Origin of the sequence: Bacillus cereus group sp. BfR-BA-01310 (assembly GCF_022664325.1) — a bacterium.
Lineage (GTDB): Bacteria > Bacillota > Bacilli > Bacillales > Bacillaceae_G > Bacillus_A > Bacillus_A paramycoides.
On the sequence record NZ_JAKUHD010000034.1, the window covers coordinates 1 to 25,226 of the forward strand.

Genomic DNA, 25,226 nt, shown 5'->3' on the forward strand with positions numbered 1-25,226 from the left:
AGCAAGTATAAGTATGCAAAATAAAAGCTCTTCATTTGCAAAAGCAAACAAAGAGCAAAGTCATGAGTGACCGTCTAGGAAAGAAATTGGCGGATTTCTTTCCCATATATTTTAACATATAAAAAGTTATACAGAAAAGGGGCATGTAGAATGAGAGAAGGTCGTATTTCCTTTCAGCAAAGGTGTAAAGAAATTCTTGTTATGATCGTCAGTTTTTGGATCATTATGTTTCTTGTGTATGGTGAAAGCCTGTTACAATAGTTAAGAATAACTTGGGTACAAATTGATAATGAGATGGGGAAAGATGCTAGATGAAAGCAACCGGAGTGACTAGAAAAGTAGATGAATTAGGGCGTGTAGTAATACCAAAAGAACTTAGAAATACGATTGGTATTAAAGAAAAATCACCATTAGAGATTTTTGTAGAAGGTGAAGACATTGTTTTACAGAAATATCAGCCTGGTGGTGTTTGTGCATTAACAGGAGAAGTGTCAAATCGTAACATATCATTAGCAAATGGTAAGATAGCATTAAGTCCAGAAGGTGCAGAGTTATTAATAAAAGAAATAGAACAATACCTTAAAAAATAAGAGGCTCCTTTCAAGGGGCTTTTTTAGACTTAATATTATAATTTCACGTATCGTAATATTTAATAAAAAACAAAATCAATAGTCTACATTTATTTTTTATGCCTGGGATAGCACGCACATTTTAACATTTTTATACGCTAAGGGATTCTCAAAACTCCATAACACGAGTTGAATTGAGAATTTGATTTAAAGATGAGTTTTGAGACACTATTTAAGCTCTTTTCAGCACCTTTTACATTGAAGTGCATTTGTCTCAAATACCTACTGGTGATATCGCTTAGAGTAGTAAAATCAACGTTTTCTCATGTCTAACTTTGCTTAGCGTATATTTTCGTTAAAATGTTGGCGGTACGCCTAATAGGAGTTTTATTAGCGACAAGAGTTTGTATCATTTCTATTTCCTTGTCTTTTAGTTTTTCTGGTCTACCGCCAAATCGCCCCCTTGCTCGTGCAGCAACTCTACCAGCTTCCGTTCGTTCACGAATCAAGTTACGTTCAAATTCCGCAAAGGAAGCAAACAAATGAAACATTAGTTGACCAGTAGCACTTGAACGATCCATTGTAATATTTTCATGAACACTATAAAAACCAATCCCTCGTTCATTCAATTCATTAACAGTCTTACGACCTAAGCCATCCAATCGCCAAACTACCAAAGAATCACCAGGGCGTACATATTGAAGCGCCTCCTCTAAACCTGGTCTTTTATCTTTAACCCCACTCAATTTATCTTGAAATATTTTATCACATCCATAAGATTTCAAAGCATCAATTTGTAAGTCTAAATTTTGATCAATTGTAGATACTCGAACATATCCAACCTTCATTCCTTTTTCTTTCCTTTTGTTCAATAACTTAATTCTATATATTTATCTGAACATACATAAGTTGTCGTTTGGTAACGCCCTCTTTGTTAAGGAATGAAAGAGATCAAAATTCATTTACGATATTGAGAAGTTCAAAAGAAGTCTTATTTTTTTGTAATTTCATGAAAGACTTTTGTAACATTTATGCAAGAAATTTGAAAGGTATTTAAATTATGATGAACTTCCGGAACATTACATTCAGTTTAATAAGTAGAAAAAAACACAAATATAAAGTGAGGAATGACGTTATGAATGAAAAGTATAAAAAAAGGATCCCAAAAGTCCTCCCTGTAGGAATTGCAATGGGGATTTTATTCAGTGCTAGCCCATTAGCAAGTCCATTAACGGAAAATAAGGTGCAAGCAGATGTTGATACGTTTGGAACAATTGTTACAACATTTGGAAAAATATATGATGCGTTTCTTGCAGAGCCATTTGGAAAATGGTTAGAAAAAATAGATGCACAAAACAGTTATGCCGCTCGTCTTGAAAATGTTGCTTACAAAGCCCCTACTTTTAAAAAGGGTGAATTTGGTATTAGTACATTTGATTACTATAAAAATAAAGATTTTAGCAAGAAGGTTAAAATTGCTTATGTAAATGGGAAAGTTGAATATAAAACAATCAAACATGGAGAACAAATTCGTATTAAGGATGCTGGTACAATCGTAGACTTAAATCCTGATGAACCAGATCTATCTAAACATGATACTTTGTATATTACACAAAAACAATTAGATGAAGGAAATACGGGTGTTTCACTTACGAATTTTAAAACCTATTATCTAAAAAGCGACAATAGCGGTGGTAAAAATGTTTTAGCGGATAGATTTGAACGACAAGAATTCCCAGGATATTATCTTTCTTCTGGTGTGCGTGATCTTCGTTATGTAAACGAAGATCTATTCAGTAAATTACCAGAAGATAAACGAATGCTAGCAACAATTACTTCACAGCCGGTAAGTAAAGAAGAAATGGTTGATTCTGCACAAAATAATCAATCAGTTCGCGAAGATATGCAGAAACGTATACTCGATATCCTCACAGAACGTAAAGCAGGGGAATATTCAACTATTTCTACAAAAATTATAAATGATGGCTTGAACTTACAAGCAGGGGATTATATTCATGAAGAAGGTAATTGGGACCCAAATGGAGGGACTGATTTTACAATTACGCCGGTTAAAAAAGGATCTGATAAGGTCTTTATAACATCTGTCTTTAATGGAAACGTAAGGTATCTTACATCTAAAAAATTAGGAGATCGCAGTCAGTGGGTTTATACTCAGTCAGAAAATATTGGTTCTGATGAAATATGGACTCTTGTTAATCGAGAAAATGGGCAGTTTTCTTTACAAAATAATAAAGGGGAATATATATACGTTCCTAGAAGTGGTAGAAGTGCACCAGCGTGGACTACTACCGATATTAATACAGCTGGAAAATTCACAGCTCGCACGTCAAGAGATAAATGGAATCATTGGTTGATTGATTGGTATCCAGGTAAAGAAAATGAGAGAAAGAACTATGAAAGTATAACAGTAGAAGATGGACGTGCATACGATTCCTCTGGAGATTTGATAGAGAACAGTTGGATAAAACAAAGCTATAATTATCTTTATGCAGGTTCTGACGGGGTATTATTAAAAGGTTGGCAGGAAATTGATGGTAAGACGTATCATTTTAGTGAAGATGGTATCCGAGCCTCAGCAGGTGGAAAAAAGATTGATGGTAAGTTCTACAGCTTCGATGATGACTGTGCTTTACAACGATCAAAATGGATAGAAGGTTCTGACGGCGGCCGATTCTATGTTGATGCATCTGGAGTAATTATTGAAGAAGGTCTACAAGAAATCGATGGTGAACTTTATTATTTCCAAGATTACAAGGTTACTACAAATCAACTCAGTCTAAAAAATCCAGATATGATTCTTCAATTTTCTGACAAAGGTGTACTAGAGAGAGTTATAAAATCACTAGGTACTCCTGACACGATTACTATTGATGGAAAACAAGTAGTATTTGAGCGCGATGGTTCAATTAGAAAACCAGGATTGACTAGTAAAAAGAAAACGATTCCTCTCTACCCTGGTGACACGGAGAAAGATGTAATCTACTATTATAGTTTAGAAGATGGCACTACTTATACTGGTTGGAAAATAATTGATGGAAAAAAATATTATTTCAAAGATGGGAAAAATATCATTTTCGATGCTAATGAAACCATTGATGGGAAAAAATATTACTTTAATCAAAATGGAGAAGTTTTACCTACAGGATGGGGTGACGATGGTGGTGAATATGGTAAATACTATCTGAACGATAAAGGTGAAAGGGTAGGCGGTCTTCAAGAAATAGATGGAACATTATATTACTTCGCCGACAAAGGTGAATATTTAAGTTATGGAACATTGTGGCCTAATTGGTATGGTAAGTATTACACTGATGAAAACGGTGCAACTAAGCGAAACTTCAAGGGGTACACAGGTATTACAAGTTCTGCTAATGGTGGTAAGCCGCGGGAGGAGTATATTGAAACTGACGACACGGGACGTATTACTGTTAAAGAATGGAGAAACGTATAGCTTTATCTCTTATAAAGAGTGAAGTTCTATGTGTGAAAACGGGTCATATTATGGAATTTATGTCCATCATATGACCCGTTTTATTTATATATATTTCCCTGAGGTGTAACAAAATGAAATTAATACATATAAGATTATCTCTCATACAATTATTTCTTTTAATACTGAACCTATTTATATTTTCTTCAGCTCTGCCACTTTTTCCTTGGTTTATTGAAAGTGTTTTTGGTTGGTTAGGTATCTTAGCCACCAGTCCTTTCTTGTTAATGATAGGTAGAATCATGCCCCAACTAAAAGACAGTAATGAATTTTGCATAACAAGAACAAGAAAAGTGGTTCCTTTTATTGCATCTATTGTTTCACTATATATTATGTTATCACCTACCACGGAATTATCGATTGTGATAGCTCTTACAGTGAATGGTCTAATGGCAATCATCACAATTGCATGTTTGTTGCAAGATTTCCTTAGATTTGTTTTCAGCAGGCAAAAAATACAGAGAATTGCAACGTAAAGTGCAGAGGTCAGCAACTTGACATGGAGCCTCTGAGGGCATGACTCGTCCGCCAAGAACCCAGCTGTATCAAGGGCTGGATCGCCAACCAAGGCTATCATGCCCTCTTCTCCAAGTAAAGTTGCATGCAGGAAACTTCGCTGCAATTCTCTGCACTTTTATTTTGCAAAAAACACTTAGATTGAATAAAAAATATAAGTTCATAAGGTTTATGAGTTAATATTCTAAGTAGCCTGTTGTTAAAATACTTTATCTTTCTCACTTGTAAAAACACATAATGAAATGAGAAAGATAAAGTGTTTTTTAATATATGTGTCTACAACAAGAAACAAAGGCTTTTGTAGATAGCTTGTTTGTTTTACTAACCTTACAGAAATGTCATTGTTATGTAAGGTTAGTAGATAGTTGATTTAGCGTTTAAATGTAATAATAAAATCATGAAATATGATAATGAATTTTTAAAAATGATAAGAAAGTGTTGTTCGTAGTTGTAACAATAACTATAAAATGATTGAAAAAATTCAATATATACATAATAAATGGAGGTAAATATAATGGCTTTAAAATTATTCGGTATTGTTTTTGGATTGGTATTAATCTTATGGGGCGTATATAGAATGAAAAAAGATGATGCATTCGTAGGAAAAACTCAAACAAGAAAAAATATTTTCAATTTGTTTATTTTTGGAGAGGCTTCTGGACTAGGACAATTATTAGGTGGAATTCTGATTGTTATTTTAGTAATCGTATCCTTTATAATTAAATAATTCTCAAATAAGAGGAGCTAATACCTATAGTTTAGCTCCTTTTGTTGTGATAAAGTCTTTAAGCAAGAACTTAAATTTTTTTAGAAATAGATCTATTCTATAGAAGAATAGATGATGCTGGTTATTAATAAATTGCTTAATAACCATTTCGTTTTAATGAGCGATAAATGGTGGTTCTATCCACATTTAAATCATACTTATTAAATATTTAATAAGTATAAAATTCTTTGAAATACAAAAGTATTCCTTCTTTTACCCGATTATTCATTTTGCTGTAAGTGTCTATTTGTGCTAAATTAACCTTTGTAATAGAATCTATAAAGCTATGTAGTAGATTAAAATAGAAAAATATGCAAAATATGAAAAACAAATATAATTTTCCTATCTCACTTATAGAATTTGAGTTGTAACTTTTCTGTAACGATTTTTTCACACATATAAATTATACTCTTTCATGTGTGAAATTCTAAGAGAAGTGAAAATTTACACCATATACTCAATGAGGCAGTTTGGCAGTTAACGCCAAAGGCAGATGAAAAAAAGATTCATATAGTTGCATTATAAAAGCAACTATATGAATAATTGATTTTAACTTATATATATATAGATTTTAAACGATAAGGGGTTTAATAGAATGAGAAATGTATTTAATGTAAAAAGCATTATAGTTACAATAGTGGCTATTATTGCAATCGCAATTGGGTATTTTATGTTGCAATCAATTATTTCACCGGCTAGAGCAGTAGCCAATCAAGTAAATGCGGTACAGCTTGTAGGTGAACAGTCGAAAGTGGAGATGAATAAGGCTGAACCAGTTCAATTTAATGGTCAAATGAGGAAAATTGCCTATCTTACATTTGATGATGGGCCAGGAAAATATACAGCTGAATTGTTAAATATATTAAAACAAAATGATGCGAAAGCAACATTTTTCTTAATTGGTGCAAATGTAAAGCAGTATCCTGATTTAGTAAAACGTGAAAAAGCAGAAGGGCACTATGTAGGTATGCATAGTATGACACACAATTTCAAGAAGTTATATACAAATGGCGAGTATGTCAATGAAATGAAAGAAGATCAGGGGTTAATAGCAAATATTATTGGTGAATCTCCAAAACTAACACGTCCTCCATATGGTTCTATGCCGGGTTTAAATGAAGCACTTCGTAATAAGGTTGTAGAAAGTGGTTTAAGAGTTTGGGATTGGACGATAGATACTGAAGACTGGACATATGGTAAAATGCCGGTGGATGCTGCAGCAGCAAAAATTGCTGAAAGTGTAATTACAGGTGCAACAAATCCCAAAGAGGTTATTTTAATGCATGATATTCATCCACAATCTGTTGCAGCAGTACCAGCAATTATAAAAGGGTTAAAAGAAAAAGGATATGAATTTGAAGCGTATCACGAAGAGGATCACTTCTCATTGAACTTCTGGCATGACAAACGTATGTAACATAGGAGGAAAAGAAGTTGAGTTATAGAAAAGTAGCATTAGTTGGAGTACTATCAGTAGGATTATTATCAGGTTGTTTTGGTGAAAAACCAGAAGAAAATCTATTTGTTGCATTTGAAAATGCGGCTAAACAAGAGAAATCGTTGTTTGAAGATGCGAAAAAATTAGAGACCCTAGAAAAACAAGGACAAGAACTATATACTCAAATTATAAAAGAGGGAAAAGAGCATAATGAAGCTGTTGTACAAAAACTAGATCAAGTAGTTGCAAATGTAGCAGAGCGTGAAAAAGTATTAAAGAGTGAAAAAGATGCATTAGAGGAAGCACAGAAAGAAACGAAATCGGTTCAAAGTAATGTAGAGAAAATTGAAGATAAGCAAATACAAAAACAAGCGAAAAAAGTAGAAGAAGCTTATAAAAATCGTTATGATGCTTTTCAAAAAATGAATGAAAACTATGTGAAATCAATGGCGATTGAAAAAGAGCTGTATGCAAAGTTAAAAGTAAAAGAAACAAAATTAAAAGAAATCAGTGAGAAAGTGAAAGAGGTAAATAAATTAACGGAAGAAATACAAAAAGAAAAAGAGAAATTTAATGGATATACAAAAGAGTATAACGAAGGAAAACTAGCATTCTATAAAGATGCGAAAATTAAGGTTAAGGAACAAAAATAAAGTACAATATATTTTTGGTTCTGGTGCAAATACTTAGGAAAGACATAAAGATGCGAAAAGTTTCCTAGTGGACTCTAGTCTTAAGCAGCAATCCCAAATAGTTGATGAATGAACTTCACTTGTTTTACTGGTTTTCATTTTATCTTTGCACCAGAACCGTTTTTGGATTGGTATTAATCTTATGGGGCGTATATAGACTGAAAAAAGATGATGCATTCGTAGGAAAAAACCAAACAAGAAAAAATCTTTTCAATTTGTTGATTCTTGGAGAGGCCTCTGGATTAGGACAATTCTTAGGTGGAATTCTGCTTGTTATTTTATCAATCGTAGCCCTTATAATTAAATAATTTGCAAATAAAAGGAGCTGAAATCTATGATTTAGCTCCTTTTGTTGTGATAAGGTCTTTAAGGAAGAACTTAAATTTTTTTAGAAATAAATATATTCTATAGAAGTATAGATGCCAATCGTTATCAATGAATTGCCTAATAACCATTTCGTTTTAATGTGCGATAAATAGTAGTTCTGTCAACATTTAGAAAATCAGCAATCTCCTGTTTTGTTTTTCCCTGATCAAGTAACTCAAGTATCAAATCAGTTTTAGACTTATTGATTTTAGGAGTTCTTCCCAGTTTCCCGCCATTTTCTACATATTTCATACGGCCAGCCTGTGTTCGCTCCAGTATATAGTTTCGTTCAATATCAGCAAATAAAGATAAGATTGTAACCATTACTTTCGTAGTCATGTCATCTTTCTTCCGCGTATCAATGTTATCATTAATAGTAATGACTCCAATATCATTTTTGATCAGTTTTTCATGAGTACGGATCATATCAGAAAGATTTCTTCCTAAACGATCTAATTTATAGACAATAAGCGTGTCACCTGGATGTAGTTGTTGCATAAGAATTTGGAATTGTTCTCTCTCCATATTTTTTCCGCTTTGCTTTTCTTCAAAAATACAGTCTTCCAATAATTCAATTTTGTTAACTTCACAATATGTAAGTATTTCTTGCTTCTGAAATGTATAGTCTTGTTGTGGAGTGGACACTCGAATATATGCGTAATTCATTTTTTGTTCTCCTAACGTTGCATAAATCTATTTTTCTATTTCGCTACAAATATTGTATCATTTTCGAGATTTAATTTGCAACATAATATATGCAACGTTGTGGCGCTATAAAAATCAACCCCAAGATAAGTGTTGCATATATGTTAATTTTTGCAACGCCTAATTTGGTCTATTTTACCCTTAGCGTACAGGGTATTGACTTAAATGTGTCTAAAATGTGTCGTAACGTACAATTTTCTTTTTTCGATAAGGTGAGCCCTATTTGGTGAAAGCTTGCTACAATAGAACCAAGTCGAATGTGGAATACCCTTAGGCAGCTCTCGTAGATTTATGATCTATGGGGGCTTTTTTAATAAAGAAAGTAAAATTTCACATATCGTATTGCTTAATAAAAATCAGAGTCCCCAATCAATAATCTACATTTAATTTTATGTTGAATTTTCTTTCCATCTTTCCTCAACAACATTATAAAACAATATTTGGTTTGGTAACAATATGAACTGGAAATGGATCATATTTATTTGGTAAGATGGGCTAGGTAGTTGAACAAACAGCAATTTGGCAAATTAAATACTAACTGTGATGGAAGTCTAATGTATTATTTATCCCTTTTGGGGGATTTGTACGATAAGTATTATTTTTTGGGAGAGTGAACAGATGAAAGCAGAAAAAATATTAATTGTAGAAGATGAGCCAACTATTTCAGATTTAATAAACCTAAATTTGAAAATGGTAAATTATGAAACCACCCAGGTTTACAATGGAAGAAACGCTTTAGAATTAATAGAAACGGAACAATTTGATTTAATACTTTTAGACGTTATGCTTCCAGAAATAGACGGGTTTAGCATACTAGATAAAATAAAGCATAAGGACATACCTGTAATTTTTTTATCAGCCAAATCATCCATTACGGATAAGGTTAAGGGTCTTAAAATGGGAGCAGATGATTATATAGGAAAACCCTTTGAGTCTATAGAACTTTTAGCAAGAGTTGAAACAGTTTTAAGACGTTACAATAAAAAAAATAACGCCATACGTTTCGGGAATTTAGAAATATATATAGAAGAAATGATTGTGAAAAAAGATGGCAATAGTATTGATTTAACTCTAAAAGAATTTGAGCTGTTATGTCTTTTAATACAAAATAAAGGAATTGCTTTATCTAGGGAAAGAATTTTAGAAAAGATTTGGGGATATGATTACCTAGGAGAAACTAGAACTGTGGATATGCATATTCAAAGGATTAGAAAAAAACTTGATTTAGATGAGAAAATTAGAACGGTTCATAAGGTCGGGTACAGATGGGAGACTTAAATGAAATTTTGGCATAAAATATCCATATATTCATCATTGTTATTTTTAGTAATATTTAATTTCGGCGCTGTTTGCTTAATACAAAATAGTCATAACTTAAGCTTAAAAAGAGAGATTGATAGGTCATTAGATGAACATAGAAATATTTCGACAGGAATTAGTTATTATAATATGATTTCAAATAATTACTTATATTTTGGATCTGAAAATAGAGTTAGCGCTGATTATAAAGAAGTTATAAAAAAATATTTAGAAAAATTAAATTCAAAGAATAATTATTTAGAGATAGTAGACAAAAATAATGATGTAGTTTTTAGTAACCTAGATTTTAAGGTTTCACAAGATAGAGAAGAGTTAACAAATGCATCTCACGATAAAAGACAATACATTATAAGAGATGTAGAAAATAAAACATTATTATTTGTAACTAGTTTAATAAATATAAATGGAGAAGATTTGAAGTTTTCATATGTTCGTGATGTAACATATATTTATGAAGATAAAAAAGAACAATATAATTTTTATATTCGATTATCAATAAGTATAACTATAATTTTAGCTATTGGCATGTATATGTTAAGTAGGTATATTACAAGGCCTATAGAGAAGCTAATAAATATAACCCAAATAGTATCAAGGGGGAATTACTCAAAAAGAGTAGAGATTGATTCTAAAGATGAAATAGGTATTTTAGCAGAAAATTTTAATGAAATGGCAGCTGCTGTTGAACAAAAAATCAGTGAACTAGAAATGAAAGCTGCAGAAAAACAAAGGTTCATAGATAATTTAACTCATGAATTAAAAACACCCTTAACTTCCATAATTGGCTATGCAGATTTTCTTCGCTTAACTGCATATAATGAACAAATATTTCTAGAAGGGCTAAACCATATATTTAAAGAAGGAAAAAGATTAGAGGAATTATCAGGGAAAATGATGGATTTAATGTTGCTTGAAAGAGAAAAATTTAAAATGAAAAAAGAAAATATAGGAGATATATTATTTGATATAAAAGATATATTAAAGCCCAGATTAGAGAGTAAAAGTATCCACTTGATGATTAGTGGTGAAGATTATGAGGTAGTTGTCGAAAGCGATTTAATTAGAAATTTCATTTGTAATTTTATTGATAATTCTATTAAGGCTTCAAAAGAAGGTAGCAATATATATTTACATGTATATAAAAATAAAGAAAATAAAACTATGCTTGAAATAAAAGATGAAGGTATAGGAATTTCAGAAGAAGATTTACCTAAAGTGTTTGAAGCCTTTTATATGGCTGATAAATCAAGAACTAGAGCTAATAATGGAGTTGGATTAGGACTTACAATATGTTCTGAAATAGCAAAAATCCATGAAATTGAATTAGAAATGGAAAGCCAACTAAATAAGGGTACAATTATAAGAATAACATTTACCTTGAATTCGTAATGAAAGTTCCTGGCATTTTGTTTGCTGCCTTATGATTTTACAACTATGTTACAATTCGTAGATTATTTCTATAAGGGTAGGATGTATTATTCTAACTGTAGCAAACAAATTAAAGGAGGAAAAATTTCATGAAGAAAAAAGGAATCATTGCATTAGGTTTAATTGGAGCATTAAGTATTAGTGGTGGTGCTTTAACTTTTGCACAAGTATCAAAAAATACAGTACAAAAAAACGAAGTAATGACGGAGTCAAGTACTACACAAGTAAGTGAGCAAGGTGAAACCTATAAAAAAGTAGCACTAGATGCTTTTACAAAGTATTTTAATCTAGATGTAATAGAGAATAGTAAAGGTTTAAAATTTGAGGCAACAGATATTCCAGAGTCGCAAACTATTGCTGTAGCGTGGCTCGATAAAAGTAGGACTATGGTATATGATGCTATAATAGATAAAAAAACTAATAGGATACTACGCTTAGCAAGTTTTCCAGAGGATCCTAAAAATAAAGATTATCAAAACTTTTCTTATGATTCAGCGAAAGATATAGCAAATAAATTTGTTACAGATAATAATTTATTCAATAATGCAGATTATGAGTTTGTAGAGAAGGAAAGCATTGAGGAAAATGCAAAGTCGGGTAAAAAAGCTGACGGATATGTTTTCTATTATAACTGCAATGGAGAAGAATGGACATTAGTTGTCAATAAAGATCTCCAGAAAGTAGAGCAATTTCAGATCTTCCCTGCAGGAGAGCGCGGAGTGGGATTGGGCTAAAAGTAGATTTTCATTATGTTATAAAGAGGATGGAAGGTATTGTAATAATTTCAATTTTGGTAATGCACAGTTCAATATTCCCCAAGTTGGAGTATTGTGACAGTCCAAAACCTTCAAGACCTGACGGGCACCACCATGTGTAAAAAATGCACTTGGCCTGTGAATCTCTATGTTCCCTACTGGAACTGCGGGTCACAGGCCTTATTTTTTGGTAGGGTACACTCTATCTTAAACCGACTTATTCATGATCACATACCCGACGGTCGTCCGTTATATATGAGGTATGCCATAACTTTTTGTAAACATCTGTATAAGTTACTTTCAGCTGTTCTCTAGTTGCTTGTTTTCTTCCTTCAATTTTTTGTTCTTCCTTTTTAGAGGTAGTCATAGAAGTTAAAGTGGATTTATTATCTTGGATAGCTGTTGGGTTCATCATAATCAGATTTGTTATTCTTGCTTTTATAACAAGAAATGTGAAAAGTAAGATCCCTCAAAGTTCAGCTATCCAATCCATAGTTTGGAGGATAGTGGGAACCTCAGCTTTTTGGATGGTGAGTATCTTCTTTATTGTATGGTGGTTACTTCCTAGATTTTGTGAAGAACTGCACTTAAACAAACGGCAAGATTGTGGAGCAACATAAGTAGGAAATGATCAAACTTTTTTATAAAAGAATGAGTCAATAAAAAATAATTAGAGCATGTTTTAATACATCTTTTTTACAAAATACACTTTTTTCTATATTCGTTTATCAAGGTTATTAGTAGCAATTTGATCAAATATTATTTTAAAGCAACACGTAGCTTCTTGTTTTAGTTTTGTAAGTGGCTCAAAAAAGAAGGAATCGTTGCAGCCCCCTCCCCTTAACGTAGGAAAATAGGTTTTCTAACTTCCAAAAAATATCTTGGAGTGGATTTTATGTCATTTGGTTGACAGGACCCCATGTATGATTGAAAAAATAGAGGTGAGTGCTATGAAAAAGTTATATAGCGGAAATGGGATATTAATAGTTATAACGATTATTCTATTAATTACATGTATTATCTTTGTGTGTAATCCACTTGTTTTCTCAAATTCTATAAAAAGCTTTTAAAAGAATTAGGATATATAAACCCAACCTAAGAGTAAAGTGTTTTGGATTAGTTCAATCAATAAAGGTAATGGGTATATGATAGAAAGCTACAAGACAATCGGAGGTTACTTTACGCTTATTCCTAAAACCGGTCCTTGGAGCCCTTATAGCTCATTAATTGAATTCTATCTTATGTTAATAATGTGATGGACTAAAGCAGCAACCCTGTGGTTACCCCATATAAACGAAAAAACTCTTAAAATATTTGATATCTTTAAAAATGAGCACACCCACTTTATACTTCTTTTTCAAATAACTAAATTTATAATGGAAAAATAAATTATAAGAAAGGACTGGAATTACCCAGATTTATGAAAAAAATATTTATTATTTCAGCCGCTATGATTGGAATCGGTATCACATCCTTCGCTTATTTTGGTTCGAAATCTCCTCTACACAATGAAGTGAAAGGTGTTGAAACACAAAAACATGATGAACATCCAAAAGAAGAGATTCCCGCCTTTCCGAAAGCAGCAGATACAGCAAAAAATATAGGTGGGAACTTTCTTCTTGTTACAAATCCAGATTCACCCCTTGTATTGGTAAATAAACATCGTAAATTACCAGATGGCTATATACCAAAAGATTTAACTAAACCAAACGTTCCATTTACATCTCCAAAAGATAAAGAAAAAACATTACTTTGTAAAGATGTTGCCACTGCTCTTGAAAAAATGTTCCAATCTGCAAAAGAGCAAGGTCTAGAGCTTACAGCTGTATCAGGTTATCGTTCATATAAACGACAACAATCCTTACATAATACGTATATCAAACGTCAAGGGAAAGCCAAGGCTGATTCAGTTAGTGCAGTTCCTGGAACGAGTGAACATCAAGCAGGACTTACAATGGATATTAGTTCAGAATCTGCAGAATATAAATTAGATCCTATCTTTGGAGAAACAGAAGAAGGAAAGTGGGTAGCAGCACACGCCCATGAATTTGGCTTCGTTATTCGTTATTTAGAGGATAAGACAGATACGACAGAATATGCATATGAACCATGGCATCTTCGCTACGTTGGCAATCCATATGCTACATACTTATATCAAAATCACCTAACATTAGAAGAAGCAATGGGTGAAAAAAAATAAGTGAATCATAAAATATACCCTATAAAATAGACACATTAAAACAAGTCTATTCTATAGGGTATTTCTTGTATAAGGGGTCCCGCTCCATCGCTATCAACTTAAGAAATTGATTGTTCCCCAAAACGAAAAAAATGAGCCGAATTCTCATAAATAACTGTAAAAAGGTAAAATTCTCGTTATGGGAGTGTCTTAAAATCTTAGCTTGATGAGCAGGGGGTATCGCCAGCATTTTTGAAAAAACCCACGCTAAGAGCATGCAAGATTTAATACAGTTTTTTGGTTGATCCAACAACAAACGAGAAACCTAAAACCGCGCCATAATAGGAATGTATAAAAAAATGCATAGGTCCATAGAACGAAAAAAGGAGGTTCCCTTGAGAGAGTAGGGTTCCTCCTTTTCCTTGCTACCGATAATAATGCGTTATGTTAACCGAGCATGAATATCCTATTCATCCAAATTTGCACAAGATGGTCCTTACTGGTGATACCCCTACTTAAAAAAGTGAAATCACTAAGTCCTTAATTTTCTGAAAATTCATGGTATAATTTTAAAAATAGATAAGGGGGAATAATATTGTTTTCATTTAGAATAGATGAAGAAATATCTATTGAATTATTACAGCAACACCATAAGGAAGAATTGTATGAACTAATTGATACAAATCGTGAACATCTTAGAAAATGGCTATTATGGGTCGATAAAAGAAAATCAGCGGAAGATTTTGAATCCATAATTCCTATCTGGATAAGAAATTACGCAGACAACAACGGTTTTGATGTGGGCATTAGGTATAATGGAAAATTAGTTGGTATGGTAGGGCTTCATTATATTGATTGGAAAAATAATTCAACGAGTATCGGTTATTTTCTATCTGAAGAAGCCCAAGGTCAAGGTATTATCACAAGGTCTGTGTCATCATTGTTAAACTATCTTTTTGGAACCATGAATATCAATAGAGTGGAGATTCAATGTGCCGTTAATAATCATAAGAGTATAGCTATTCCTGAAAGATTAGGTTTTGTTAAAGAAGGTATCAAAAGGGAAGGACAATGGCTGTATGACCATTATGAAGACTTGATTACTTATAGCTTATTATCAAAGGATTGGAACAACAAATAAAAAAAGTTCGTCAAATGACGAACTTTTTTTATTTGTTAGAAATCAACTTTCCCTTTATGAAGTAAATGACTTCCGCTAACGATAATTATGTAAATACGAACCCCCTTCAGCAAGTAAATTGAAGGGGGTTTTTCTAGATACAGTGACTACTGATAAGTGGAGTTATGGTAACTTCAAATGAGTGAAGTATTCATCATATATATGTTATATATGAAATTCAGAAAATATTTTTAATAAAAATGAACTTTTTTTAACTATCGAGCGAATATAGATATGAAAGCTGTTTTGCAGGAAATAGAGGGGGCCCTTAGAGTGAATGAAATTGAATTAAAGAAATGGCTTCAACAAATGGTTACCGGTGACCAAAAAGCCTTTCAATACATTTATGACGCTACTTGTAAAGATGTATATCGAACTGTAGCATTTCTTATAGTCGATAAGCAAGACATAGATGATATTGTGAATGAAGTGTACATTCATATGTGGAAATCACTATCGAATTACGATTATAATCGTTCGTTTCGATTTTGGCTGCACGGTCTGATTGTATGTCAAGTAAAAGACTGGAGAAGGAAGGCTTGGCGTAGATTTCGTATTTTAGAGCGGAAAAAGGCATTTCGACAGGAACCTTTTTATATAACAGATGAAGGGGTTCTGCATATGGAAACACGTAGTGAGTTATTGGAATTAGTAAACAAATTATCGTACAAGCATCGTGAAGTGGTGATTATGCGGTATTTTCATGAATACAGCTTGGATGAGATTACATTGCTCATTGGAATCCCTCTTGGTACGGTAAAATCTCGATTATATACAGCATTAAAGAAATTACGAAAAGAGATGGAGAATTTGCCGATTGGAAAGGAGAACCAAGCTAATGGATTTTGAAAAACAATTACATAATGACTTGAAGAAAGCAGCAAAAAATATGCAACCTTCGAAAGAATTACAAACAAGGGTATCAGCTTCTTTTCAAGCATATAGACAAGAAAAAATGAAAAGGAGAACTTATATGAAAAAACGGTTCATAACAGCTATAGTTGCAGCCGCGGTTCTTGTGCCTACAGGGGTTTTTGCAGGTCCTAATTTACCATCATTATTAGAGAAAATAATTGGTACTTCTGAGGAAGCAAAACAAAAGACGGGTACTTCTAAAGAAGGATATGAAAGCTTGAACAAAAGTCTTGAAGTGGCGAAACAAATCTTTACAAAAGAAGAGTTGGAACGTTATACAGCTTTATTAAAAGAAGATTTCAATTATATGAAGAGAATTAGTGTTGTAGAAAATGGAGAACGACACACGGACATGGATCGATACAATTCCCTTACGCCAGAAGAGCACAAAAAAGCGGAAAAAATCACGTCAGAATTAAACGTGTATCAAGAAAAGATAAACGCCAGTTTCACTTACACTTTAGAAGAAGCACAAAAATTGGCCGTTTTTCCAATTAAGCGTCCTACGTATCTCCCTGCAGGGTATGTATTAGAAGAAACAATGGCTAAAGCACAAGCCACAGTAGGGACACCTAAACCGGTTGTGGTAATGAGATATAAAAATAGTGAATCGGATAAAACAAAATCTACTGCTGAACAAGGATTCACAATCGTGCAATCTGACATTGAGACTACTAATCACGACTATATCGTAGATGAAATAGGTCCTTTTACCAATAGTAAAAAATTCACTTTTGATACAGTAACTGATTATACCCTTGAAGGATATTCCATTAGCTTTGGAAAATATCGATCTGGTAAGATAAAAGGAATGAAACTAGTTGTTCCAGAAAAAGAAGGGAAAAGTGCGTATCAAGTATATATTAATAGTAGTATACTATCCCAAAAAGAACTTGAAAAAGTATTGCTTTCAATTGTAAAACAATAGGATTATTTTTCCTTTATCGACTGCATTTCTTGAAGTAATAGCAAGAGTTTGACGAATTATATTATAAAAACATCCCGAATATATCCATAGTTGTTACTTGATTCATGAATAGGAGATGATTCTTGAAACGTTTTTATTTTTGGTATTTTGAATGTATACTTTTGTTATATAAATTGAGGATATGAGGGGAATTGGTGAAAAGTCAATGTTTTCGGCAATTTGAATGTAAACTAATATTTAAAAGTTTACATTCGTATTTATAATAAATTAAAAGCACTTTTTAATGTTTTAAAAGTGCTTTTAACTTGATGTTGATGTGACGGAACCTCAAGTATGTAGAAATTTAAAAAAGTCCCTTAATAATGTTAAAGGGACTTTGCTCACACAAATGATCTGCACATCAATTTATTTTCGATATACAGATCATTTGTATGATAATTTTATAAATAATTGCTAAATAATGAACTTACATAAATGCTTTTAAAAGTTCTTGAACTAATGGAAGTGCTGCACCTACAAATTTTAAAACTGCCATTGCGATTGTCATATTATTTCCTCCTCTGTTGTTGATGCCAAGATGTGATTTATCTTTATGCTTTTATTATAGTAAGCGCTTACATTTTTATCAATACATTCTTATATGCAATATTGCATATTTATATATTTAGACAAGAATTAGACCCCTGATAACGGATTTTATGTAAATAAGCTGTCCATATGGACAGCTTATTGTATTTTTTGCTTAGCGTATATTTTCTTTACAATGTGGGTGGTACGCCTTTACTAAGTTGTTCTTTCCTTTTGCAGAATCCTTGTCTTGTTATAAGGATTCTCTTGTCAGTGGTTTGCGTCTATTTAAGAATTATATGTATCGATAACATGAAATTCATTTTCTTATAGTTAATTAATCCTAAATATAAATATAGGTCTTTCTGTAAGAATACTATATTCTTCTCTATTTACTTATACTTATATTTTCACTAATTAATTATGATGTAGATATTAATTTAAAGTTATTTATACAAAATAACTAAATGGATTTTTTAGGAAGAGAAAGTGATAAACCGTTTTGTTTTGTTAATTCACATAATTTTCAAAATCAAAATCTATAGATGTTAATATTTGTTATATAATATACTTGTCAAAGCATTACCCCTGTAGTTTCTATGATGATAGTTTGATTGTCCCGTATATTCACCCAAAACTAAAAAGAACTTGTAGATTCCTACAAGTTCTTTTTGTTTTTCAGTTTAAATAACCTACAATAGATCTTTAAAAGAAACTAAATATCTTATAAGATATTTTCTTTAACATAAATAATTATTGGATGGGTTATTGCCTGTGATTCGAACCATTTCTATAAAAAAGGAGAATAATAACGTATAGGTGTTGCTATTCCAAAATTTTTTATACGTTTTATAGTAGATGTTTTTTATCAAACTTTATTTTAAAACTACACTAGACTGGAAAAATTAAGTATTAGACTAAGAAAATATTGTTGTAGACTGAAGAGGGCAGCTCCTGTAACTAATGGGCTGTTAAGTGCAGAATTTTTGAAGCTTATGCATAAGCCTCGACTAAACACTAACATCTACTTATTGAAAGGAGTCGTGAGTACTTGTTTAAGATTCTTATTGACACTTGTGTTTGGCTTGATATAGCAAAGGATTACCAACAGCAAGCGACTTTGGCTGTTCTTGAAGAATTAATTCAACAGGGAGATATAGAGCTAATTCTGCCGCGAATAGTTATTGATGAATTCGATCGTAACAAAGAGCGTGTTATCGAGCAGAGTAGCCGCAGTATGTCTAGTACTTTGAAACGAGTAAAAGAAGCAGTGGATAAATTTGGCGATCCACAGCAAAAAAATATTGTGCTAGCTCAGCTTAACGACGTTGATCATCGTCTTCCTATGTTGGGTGAGGCTGCAGTTGACATGGTTAGTCGGATAGAACAGTTATTCAATAGCACTCCTATAATTGAGATTTCAGATTCAGTGAAAATCCGTGCAGCACAGCGAGCTATCGATAAACGTGCTCCCTTTCACAGACAACGTAATGGAATTGACGATGCGATTCTGATTGAGGTTTATACAGATGTGATCAGAGAAGAAGAGGCGGCTGGAAATCGGTTTGCCTTTATCTCGCATAACACTAATGATTTTAGCCACCCGAAAGCAAGTAAAAAATTACCGCACCCGGATATTGGAGCATGTTTTTCACCGGCAAAGTCACTTTATTTTATAACCTTAAGTGAAGCACTACAATACATTCAACCAGAACAATTTGATGATCTAATAATTGAACATAATTGGGTTGAAGAACCGAGGAGACTGACTGAAATCGTTGAAGCTATTGATGAACTTGTTACCAAAGTTTGGTACAATCGTCATCAGATTTCAAGAGAAAAAATTGAGGCAGGAATTATTCAAATTGTCGAGAAGGAGACCTATCCCATTAATGATCATGCAACTCGACCGATTCAACGTAACATTTGGGAAGGGGCACTTAGAGCAGCGGCGAAGGTGGAGGAAAGATTCGGTTTAGATAGCCTAGGTCCCTGGGATGACTTTGAGTGGGGAATGATTAACGGAAAGCTCTCGGCATTACGCTGGGTTCTGGGTGATGACTGGGATATGTTGGATACGTAACTTTTGAATTTTTTGGTGGTATTCGACGATTTCATAAGCATTATTCTGATGCCATGTACTCAAAAAAGATTTGAGTAGAGGTACTTGAAGATTGAATATGGAAAGATAGTTTAATCAAGTCACAGCGGCAGTCTAGGACTTTATTTTTCGTTCCAACTGCCGATATGGTTTTTAAATTAAATTCAGTTTAATACTTATTTTTCAGAAGGTGACGTATTAATAAATCAAGAACCCGCATAAAACCAACGGATTAAGTCTAATATTTTATTTTCCCGAAACATTTTAGTCAAACTTTTTATAAAAGAATGAACCAACTGAAAATATTAAGAGCGTGTTTTGATCAATCTTTTTTCAAAACACGCTCTTTCTATGATCGTTTATCAAGGTTATTAGTATCAATTTGATCAAACTTTATTATAAAGCAACACTATATGATTTTCTTCATACCGCATTGACGACATTCTCTTAAAAAGATGAAATCTTTAACGGAACTTTTGAATGAGGTATTGCCGCAATTATCACAGCGACCGCTAATTTTATCAGGGAACTCTTTGTATGTGTATATTTTGCTTAGATCGTATTCTTGTTTAGGTTCTTCATTTCCCATTCGTTCCACCTACATATCAATCTGAATTAATACAGCTTAACCATAATAACATGAATTGTTCACATAGTGGATGCTTTATATTTTGGAGGAGATGGAGTTTTAAGAATCCCTTAGCGTATAAAAACGTTAAAATGTGCGTGCTATCCCATTTTGGACGGATATTTCCAATCCTGTTTTTTCTTAGTGGCAGTTGAAGGAACTTCTCTTTTTTGATTTTGCTTTTCTATATTTTTCAGTGATGTTTGCATTTGTTCCACTTGTTCTTTTACTTCTTTTAGTTCCAGTTTCATTTCCATGAGTAACCGTAAAATAGCATCTCCTTTATTCATTGCAACATTCCCCTTCATTTTTCTATTATTTCTTTTCGGTTAACTGAATTTGAAAAATATCTGACTCCGTTATTTTTGATTGATGTAATCATAGTATCTTTTTAACGAAACTTTAGATTTAAAGCCTACTTGTTTTATAATTTTATCTTCTGATAATTGCTTTCTAATTAAACTTAGAATGAAAGTATTACGTAAATGCTGTGCTGAAATTCCTTTACGTAAGTTAGCCCTTGCCACTTCAAGTCGGATCATTTTTTGAACAGCAATTTCCGTTAAAGCTTTTGGTGCATCATTTTCATATACCCAACGAAATGTATTTCGATTATAATCAAATGCCACAAATAGTGGGTCAGTACTATGATATTTGGGACGAACAGGTTCCGGAATGATTTTGTAATAGCCAAATAATCGCTTTTTATCATCTTCACTTAATACAATCGTTCTTTCTATCCCTGTTATTCCTGGAACTGTGATTGTATTGTTCTCAAAATGAACATGTTTCATTTGTAATCCCACAAGCTCTTGTAGTGATAGTCCATAGTTCAGAAGGAAATGTACAATAGAAATGTTTCGATCCTGAAGTATAGGACGAACAGCACTTTGCCTCTCGGTTAATCCGTCCAATGAGGTTAAAATATACTGTAACCTTTTTTCTTCCTCTTTCAAGATAAAATCCTCATCACGTAACGCACGATTCGGTTGGATACTAAGTTTCATCTCTTCTAATGGATTTGGCAGTTCTAAATACTGATACAGTCTATTTAATACAATATAGACACGATGCATTGTTTTATCAGAGTACTTTCGTTGCTGTTTTAAATCATAGAAATACGCTGTATAATCCTTTGTATCAAGCGTCGTCCATATATTATGTAGAGGGAGTTTTTTAGATTTTTGCAACCATTGACCAAAGTCTTCAATATCATAAACATATCGTTTAATTGTGGAAGGCTTTCTTCCTTTATTTAATAAAAAGGAAGAAAAATGTTGTACTGTATCTTGGAATTCTTTTGTTGGCATAACCCTATCATCCTAATTTTTTCTTTTAGTATATCAAATTTTGAAATTAGCTTTACTTACACTACATAATACATACTGAATTTATGTAAAAATTTCTCAATATTATATTATTAACATATAAACTATAATATAAGTAATTCTTTTTATTATTTATATTTTGTTATTTCCTGTTGCGGATGTAGCTTTGAAATAAAGTCGTACTGTTTATAAAAAAGATGTACCGTTTTAAAGAAAGTTATACCGTTTGCAAAAAAGTTGTATCGTTTTATTCCTTTTCGATTGAAGAATTCTAAATGAATTTTAATCGAATTTTATTTTAAAGCTACAAATAACAGTAGAAAATTATAAGAACCATGATTACACAATTAATTGACATTTACGTAACGTGATGACTTAAAATTTATATGGTTATAATTAAGTTATGGAAAGGGAAATTAATTATGGTTAATAACGATACAGAAATGAAATTTGGGCGATGTGTCGAATGTGGGGCCAAAGAGATAGAGGGATATTCATGTTATGAGCAATTTGGTTTTCCGCTTGTTTGGGAGCATAACGATCCAGCATTATATGCTTTACATTTCTGGCTTGTTTCCTGTTATATGATACAACATCCATCAAATTATACAGAAGAAGGGTATAGATATTTAATTACATTATTTACTGAAGCATACGATAAGGAATGGGAAGTAGCTTATATTCTAAAGAGAAACCGTGAATTAGTTAGCAATATAGATAAAATAACAAATCCTGTACCTAATAAGGATAGACAGCGTACATTTAAATTTTGGTCCATGACAATCAATGATATATATATAGGGAAAGAAAAAAATGCAATCGAAAACATAAATAAGTGGAAAGATCAAATAAGAATCGAATTAAAGTAAGAGGGCATTAGTTCAATGAAAATTATCCCTCAACAAATGTACAAGTATGAAATAATCAAAGGATTACTGTTTCCGTCAAACGTGAACAAGTGTCATTGAAATGATCAAACTTTTTTATAAAAATTAATGAATTAAGCAAACAAAAATACTTCATTTTGATTAATCTTTTTCAAAATGGAGTATTTTTATTTGTTGTTATACACAGATTTTTGGAGTGTTTTTAATCAAACTTTATTCTACAGCTACAGCGGAATCCTTATTATAAGGATTCCTTTTTTTGTATCAAAAATCTACAAAGAAAAAAGATAAGATCGGGAACACAATCTTATCTTTAGCACAAGGAGTAAACAAAGGGAATAACCATCATATTTTTATGATACTTTAATTTTTGTTAATTACGAATATTAAAACCATAATTAACAGGTATATCTATATTGAGAAATTTATTACAAATTTAGTTGTAAATGTTTTTAAAAACGAAAGTAAACTTTTAGCCATTAGTTTACTTTCAAATAACTGAAACCATTGACCCGACGTCAAATCCTCTAACACCCTTAAATTTAAAAAGAAAAGTATACATTCAAATACTAAAAATGAAGGGATTGAAAACTATAAGGGGTAGCACCACATCCATCAACCTAAGATTCTTAATTACCCCCATAATGAAATTTTTATATCTTTGCAAATTCTATTTCTCTACACATTAAGGACAAGTTTTATTATCATTATGACAAGTTAACTTGTTATAATGATAATAAAACTGTACAATAATAATATAATTAATAAGGGGGGTACTAATGATGCAAAAAGAAGAGATATTAAGAAAATACAAAAAAATGGGGAGAGATGAACGTAAAGAGTTTATAGAATTAGATTCATCTAGTTACGGCTTAATAGCTGTACTTGTTTTAATCCTATTCTTTGGTTCTTGGAAATTGATGCACGGTATTAAAAGCTACGAATTAATTTCAATTTTTTCTGGTTATATAGCTAGTACAAGCTTTTATAAGTTTAAAAAATTGAAAGCACAAAAATTTCTTATTGCAAGCATTTTAGCAATAATGGGTACAATTGCAAGTGCCATAGCTTTCTTTCTGGAGGGATAATAATTGAAAGATGAATTAGTACTGCAAAATCGTTTGAAAGTCGCAAGAGCTGAGAAAAAAATATCACAGGGAGAATTAGCTGAAATGGTAGGAGTATCTAGGCAAACAATTAGTTCTATTGAAACAGGGCAATTTTGTCCAACTGCAAAGTTAGCGTTAGTACTTTGTATAGCGCTAGATAAAAAATTTGAAGAACTATTTTATTTTTGATTAATTGGTGTACTAGGGGTCACAACAAATCCCTATCAATCTAGTTTTTTCATTATCCATAAAGCAAAAAAAACGTTATCCTTTCCTATGATTCTACAGAAAGAATAGCGCTTTTTTCGTTTCAGTTTGATGGGCGTAAGACGGTACCTCTAACTGTGTATATCATATACAATTAAAACAAGCACCTTACGACTGTATTGTTTTAACTAACTGCAACTTATTAATCAATTCTTCAGTCGTTAAAACTGTGGCAAACTCATCATCTAAAGTTGCTAATGATACATTATGTATTTGTTCAGCTGAATAATATGTGTCGTCTGCACCTTTTATTGCAAATGCAGCTGTTGCATCAGATACTAGGTAAGTTTCAAATCCCATATTACCACTCATTCGAGTAGTAGTTGATACACAGTGAGGAGTTGTTAATCCTACTATTACGACTTTTTTTATTTTATTTGCTTTCAAATGTTCTTCAAGTCCAGTTCCTATAAATGCACTGTTTACTTTCTTCTTAAAAATCTTTTCATCTTTGATTGGAATTACAATATCTTTAAAATCTGAACTTTTTTTACTAGGGTGGAAAATGGATTGATCATTGTCAGATAAGTGCTGAATATGCATAATTGGATATTCTTTTCCTCTCCACATATTTAAAAGAATTTGGATATTCTCTTCAGCATCAGGGTTATTTCTAGTACCCCATTTCTCTTCTTCAAAAGCTTTTTGAACATCAATTATAATTAATGCTGTATTGCTGAAATCTTCTCTCATATACATTTCTCCTTAAGTCTTTTTGTATATTTTAACATTTTTGTTAGATTGGTGTATTAAAAGTAGGGATTGTATTTAAACTTCCTAGAATGAATTTTATTTCGTCAATCCTTATAATAAAGCTGATTTTTACGTTTTTAACTTAGATGGACATCGTAATCAAAATAAGAAATTCATTGTTCCCTAAAACAAAAAAAGATTGAACCCATATAAGTAACTAATTATAGAAAAGTAAAATTTCGTTTAGGGGATACTTCAAAACCTTAGGTTGATGGGCATGTGGTGGGACCCCACACCCATCAACTTAAGGGATATATTTATACAAAATGCGGTCTTTTCACGTAGTATTTTATTATCGTTTATAGATGTTATAAAAGT

At 32.0% G+C, this 25,226-nt stretch carries 24 protein-coding genes; 17 read left to right on the forward strand and 7 right to left on the reverse strand.

The window, feature by feature from the left end; translation table 11 throughout:
• Window positions 1-311 precede the first annotated feature (311 nt).
• Window positions 312-590, forward strand: coding sequence for an AbrB/MazE/SpoVT family DNA-binding domain-containing protein (locus tag MR109_RS27325; RefSeq protein ID WP_242274575.1), 279 nt, complete (start codon window positions 312-314; stop codon window positions 588-590).
• Between the two features lie 308 nt (window positions 591-898).
• Here MR109_RS27325 and MR109_RS27330 read toward each other — a convergent pair whose 3' ends face one another.
• Entirely contained in the window at window positions 899-1,417 is a 519-nt protein-coding gene (locus MR109_RS27330) for a recombinase family protein (protein ID WP_242274592.1), read from the reverse strand.
• 287 nt (window positions 1,418-1,704) lie between these two features.
• Here MR109_RS27330 and MR109_RS27335 point away from each other — a divergent pair, with 287 nt between their 5' ends.
• The gene (locus MR109_RS27335; protein WP_242274576.1) at window positions 1,705-4,041 is read left to right on the forward strand and encodes an N-acetylmuramoyl-L-alanine amidase family protein; all 2,337 of its coding nucleotides are present in this window, start codon (window positions 1,705-1,707) and stop codon (window positions 4,039-4,041) included.
• Between the two features lie 43 nt (window positions 4,042-4,084).
• On the opposite strand, the gene MR109_RS27340 is transcribed toward MR109_RS27335, so the two are convergent.
• Complete coding sequence (locus tag MR109_RS27340) at window positions 4,085-4,657, reverse strand: hypothetical protein (protein ID WP_242274577.1); 573 nt, start codon at window positions 4,655-4,657, stop codon at window positions 4,085-4,087.
• A gap of 453 nt (window positions 4,658-5,110) precedes the next feature.
• On the opposite strand from MR109_RS27340, the gene MR109_RS27345 reads away from it, so the two are divergent.
• The 4 genes from MR109_RS27345 (at window position 5,111) to MR109_RS27360 (ending at window position 7,800) form a co-directional block, all read left to right on the forward strand.
• Window positions 5,111-5,323 (forward strand): hypothetical protein, encoded by a 213-nt coding sequence (locus MR109_RS27345; RefSeq protein ID WP_242274578.1) that lies wholly within the window; start codon window positions 5,111-5,113, stop codon window positions 5,321-5,323.
• 634 nt (window positions 5,324-5,957) lie between these two features.
• Entirely contained in the window at window positions 5,958-6,779 is an 822-nt protein-coding gene (locus tag MR109_RS27350) for a peptidoglycan-N-acetylglucosamine deacetylase (protein ID WP_242274579.1), read from the forward strand.
• 17 nt (window positions 6,780-6,796) lie between these two features.
• Window positions 6,797-7,453, forward strand: coding sequence for a YkyA family protein (locus tag MR109_RS27355; protein WP_242274580.1), 657 nt, complete (start codon window positions 6,797-6,799; stop codon window positions 7,451-7,453).
• Window positions 7,454-7,572: 119 nt separating this feature from the next.
• Window positions 7,573-7,800 carry a hypothetical protein gene (locus tag MR109_RS27360; protein WP_242274593.1) on the forward strand — a complete coding sequence of 76 codons (228 nt, stop codon included), beginning with the start codon at window positions 7,573-7,575 and terminating at the stop codon, window positions 7,798-7,800.
• 136 nt (window positions 7,801-7,936) lie between these two features.
• On the opposite strand, the gene MR109_RS27365 is transcribed toward MR109_RS27360, so the two are convergent.
• The gene (locus tag MR109_RS27365) at window positions 7,937-8,524 is read right to left on the reverse strand and encodes a recombinase family protein (protein WP_242274581.1); all 588 of its coding nucleotides are present in this window, start codon (window positions 8,522-8,524) and stop codon (window positions 7,937-7,939) included.
• Between the two features lie 657 nt (window positions 8,525-9,181).
• On the opposite strand from MR109_RS27365, the gene MR109_RS27370 reads away from it, so the two are divergent.
• From MR109_RS27370 to MR109_RS27405, 8 genes are all read left to right on the forward strand, one after another.
• Entirely contained in the window at window positions 9,182-9,841 is a 660-nt protein-coding gene (locus MR109_RS27370; RefSeq protein WP_242274582.1) for a response regulator transcription factor, read from the forward strand.
• Window positions 9,842-11,272, forward strand: coding sequence for a sensor histidine kinase (locus tag MR109_RS27375; protein ID WP_242274583.1), 1,431 nt, complete (start codon window positions 9,842-9,844; stop codon window positions 11,270-11,272). It abuts the gene before it with no gap.
• A gap of 128 nt (window positions 11,273-11,400) precedes the next feature.
• The gene (locus tag MR109_RS27380; RefSeq protein ID WP_242274584.1) at window positions 11,401-12,045 is read left to right on the forward strand and encodes a hypothetical protein; all 645 of its coding nucleotides are present in this window, start codon (window positions 11,401-11,403) and stop codon (window positions 12,043-12,045) included.
• 1,441 nt (window positions 12,046-13,486) lie between these two features.
• Window positions 13,487-14,266, forward strand: coding sequence for a M15 family metallopeptidase (locus tag MR109_RS27385; protein ID WP_242274585.1), 780 nt, complete (start codon window positions 13,487-13,489; stop codon window positions 14,264-14,266).
• Between the two features lie 574 nt (window positions 14,267-14,840).
• Window positions 14,841-15,386 carry a GNAT family N-acetyltransferase gene (locus MR109_RS27390; protein ID WP_242274586.1) on the forward strand — a complete coding sequence of 182 codons (546 nt, stop codon included), beginning with the start codon at window positions 14,841-14,843 and terminating at the stop codon, window positions 15,384-15,386.
• 312 nt (window positions 15,387-15,698) lie between these two features.
• Window positions 15,699-16,274 carry a sigma-70 family RNA polymerase sigma factor gene (locus tag MR109_RS27395; protein ID WP_001002328.1) on the forward strand — a complete coding sequence of 192 codons (576 nt, stop codon included), beginning with the start codon at window positions 15,699-15,701 and terminating at the stop codon, window positions 16,272-16,274.
• A complete protein-coding gene (locus MR109_RS27400; RefSeq protein WP_242274587.1) occupies window positions 16,264-17,268 on the forward strand; it encodes a hypothetical protein in 1,005 nt (334 codons plus the stop codon). The genes MR109_RS27395 and MR109_RS27400 overlap by 11 nt, the downstream gene beginning before the upstream one ends.
• A gap of 1,618 nt (window positions 17,269-18,886) precedes the next feature.
• Entirely contained in the window at window positions 18,887-19,918 is a 1,032-nt protein-coding gene (locus MR109_RS27405; protein WP_242274588.1) for a PIN domain-containing protein, read from the forward strand.
• 427 nt (window positions 19,919-20,345) lie between these two features.
• On the opposite strand, the gene MR109_RS27410 is transcribed toward MR109_RS27405, so the two are convergent.
• From MR109_RS27410 to MR109_RS27420, 3 genes are all read right to left on the reverse strand, one after another.
• Window positions 20,346-20,525, reverse strand: a complete 180-nt coding sequence (locus MR109_RS27410) for a DUF8096 family protein (protein WP_105588026.1) — start codon at window positions 20,523-20,525, stop codon at window positions 20,346-20,348.
• Between the two features lie 140 nt (window positions 20,526-20,665).
• Entirely contained in the window at window positions 20,666-20,854 is a 189-nt protein-coding gene (locus tag MR109_RS27415) for a hypothetical protein (protein WP_105588025.1), read from the reverse strand.
• A gap of 69 nt (window positions 20,855-20,923) precedes the next feature.
• Complete coding sequence (locus tag MR109_RS27420) at window positions 20,924-21,874, reverse strand: tyrosine-type recombinase/integrase (RefSeq protein ID WP_242274589.1); 951 nt, start codon at window positions 21,872-21,874, stop codon at window positions 20,924-20,926.
• Window positions 21,875-22,314: 440 nt separating this feature from the next.
• Here MR109_RS27420 and MR109_RS27425 point away from each other — a divergent pair, with 440 nt between their 5' ends.
• The 3 genes from MR109_RS27425 (at window position 22,315) to MR109_RS27435 (ending at window position 24,077) form a co-directional block, all read left to right on the forward strand.
• Window positions 22,315-22,761, forward strand: coding sequence for a DUF5946 family protein (locus MR109_RS27425; RefSeq protein ID WP_242274590.1), 447 nt, complete (start codon window positions 22,315-22,317; stop codon window positions 22,759-22,761).
• Window positions 22,762-23,561: 800 nt separating this feature from the next.
• Window positions 23,562-23,867, forward strand: coding sequence for a DUF6442 family protein (locus tag MR109_RS27430; RefSeq protein WP_098308664.1), 306 nt, complete (start codon window positions 23,562-23,564; stop codon window positions 23,865-23,867).
• A gap of 3 nt (window positions 23,868-23,870) precedes the next feature.
• Complete coding sequence (locus MR109_RS27435) at window positions 23,871-24,077, forward strand: helix-turn-helix transcriptional regulator (RefSeq protein WP_000651002.1); 207 nt, start codon at window positions 23,871-23,873, stop codon at window positions 24,075-24,077.
• Window positions 24,078-24,263: 186 nt separating this feature from the next.
• On the opposite strand, the gene MR109_RS27440 is transcribed toward MR109_RS27435, so the two are convergent.
• Complete coding sequence (locus tag MR109_RS27440) at window positions 24,264-24,848, reverse strand: cysteine hydrolase family protein (RefSeq protein ID WP_242274591.1); 585 nt, start codon at window positions 24,846-24,848, stop codon at window positions 24,264-24,266.
• Between the last annotated feature and the right edge of the window lie 378 nt (window positions 24,849-25,226).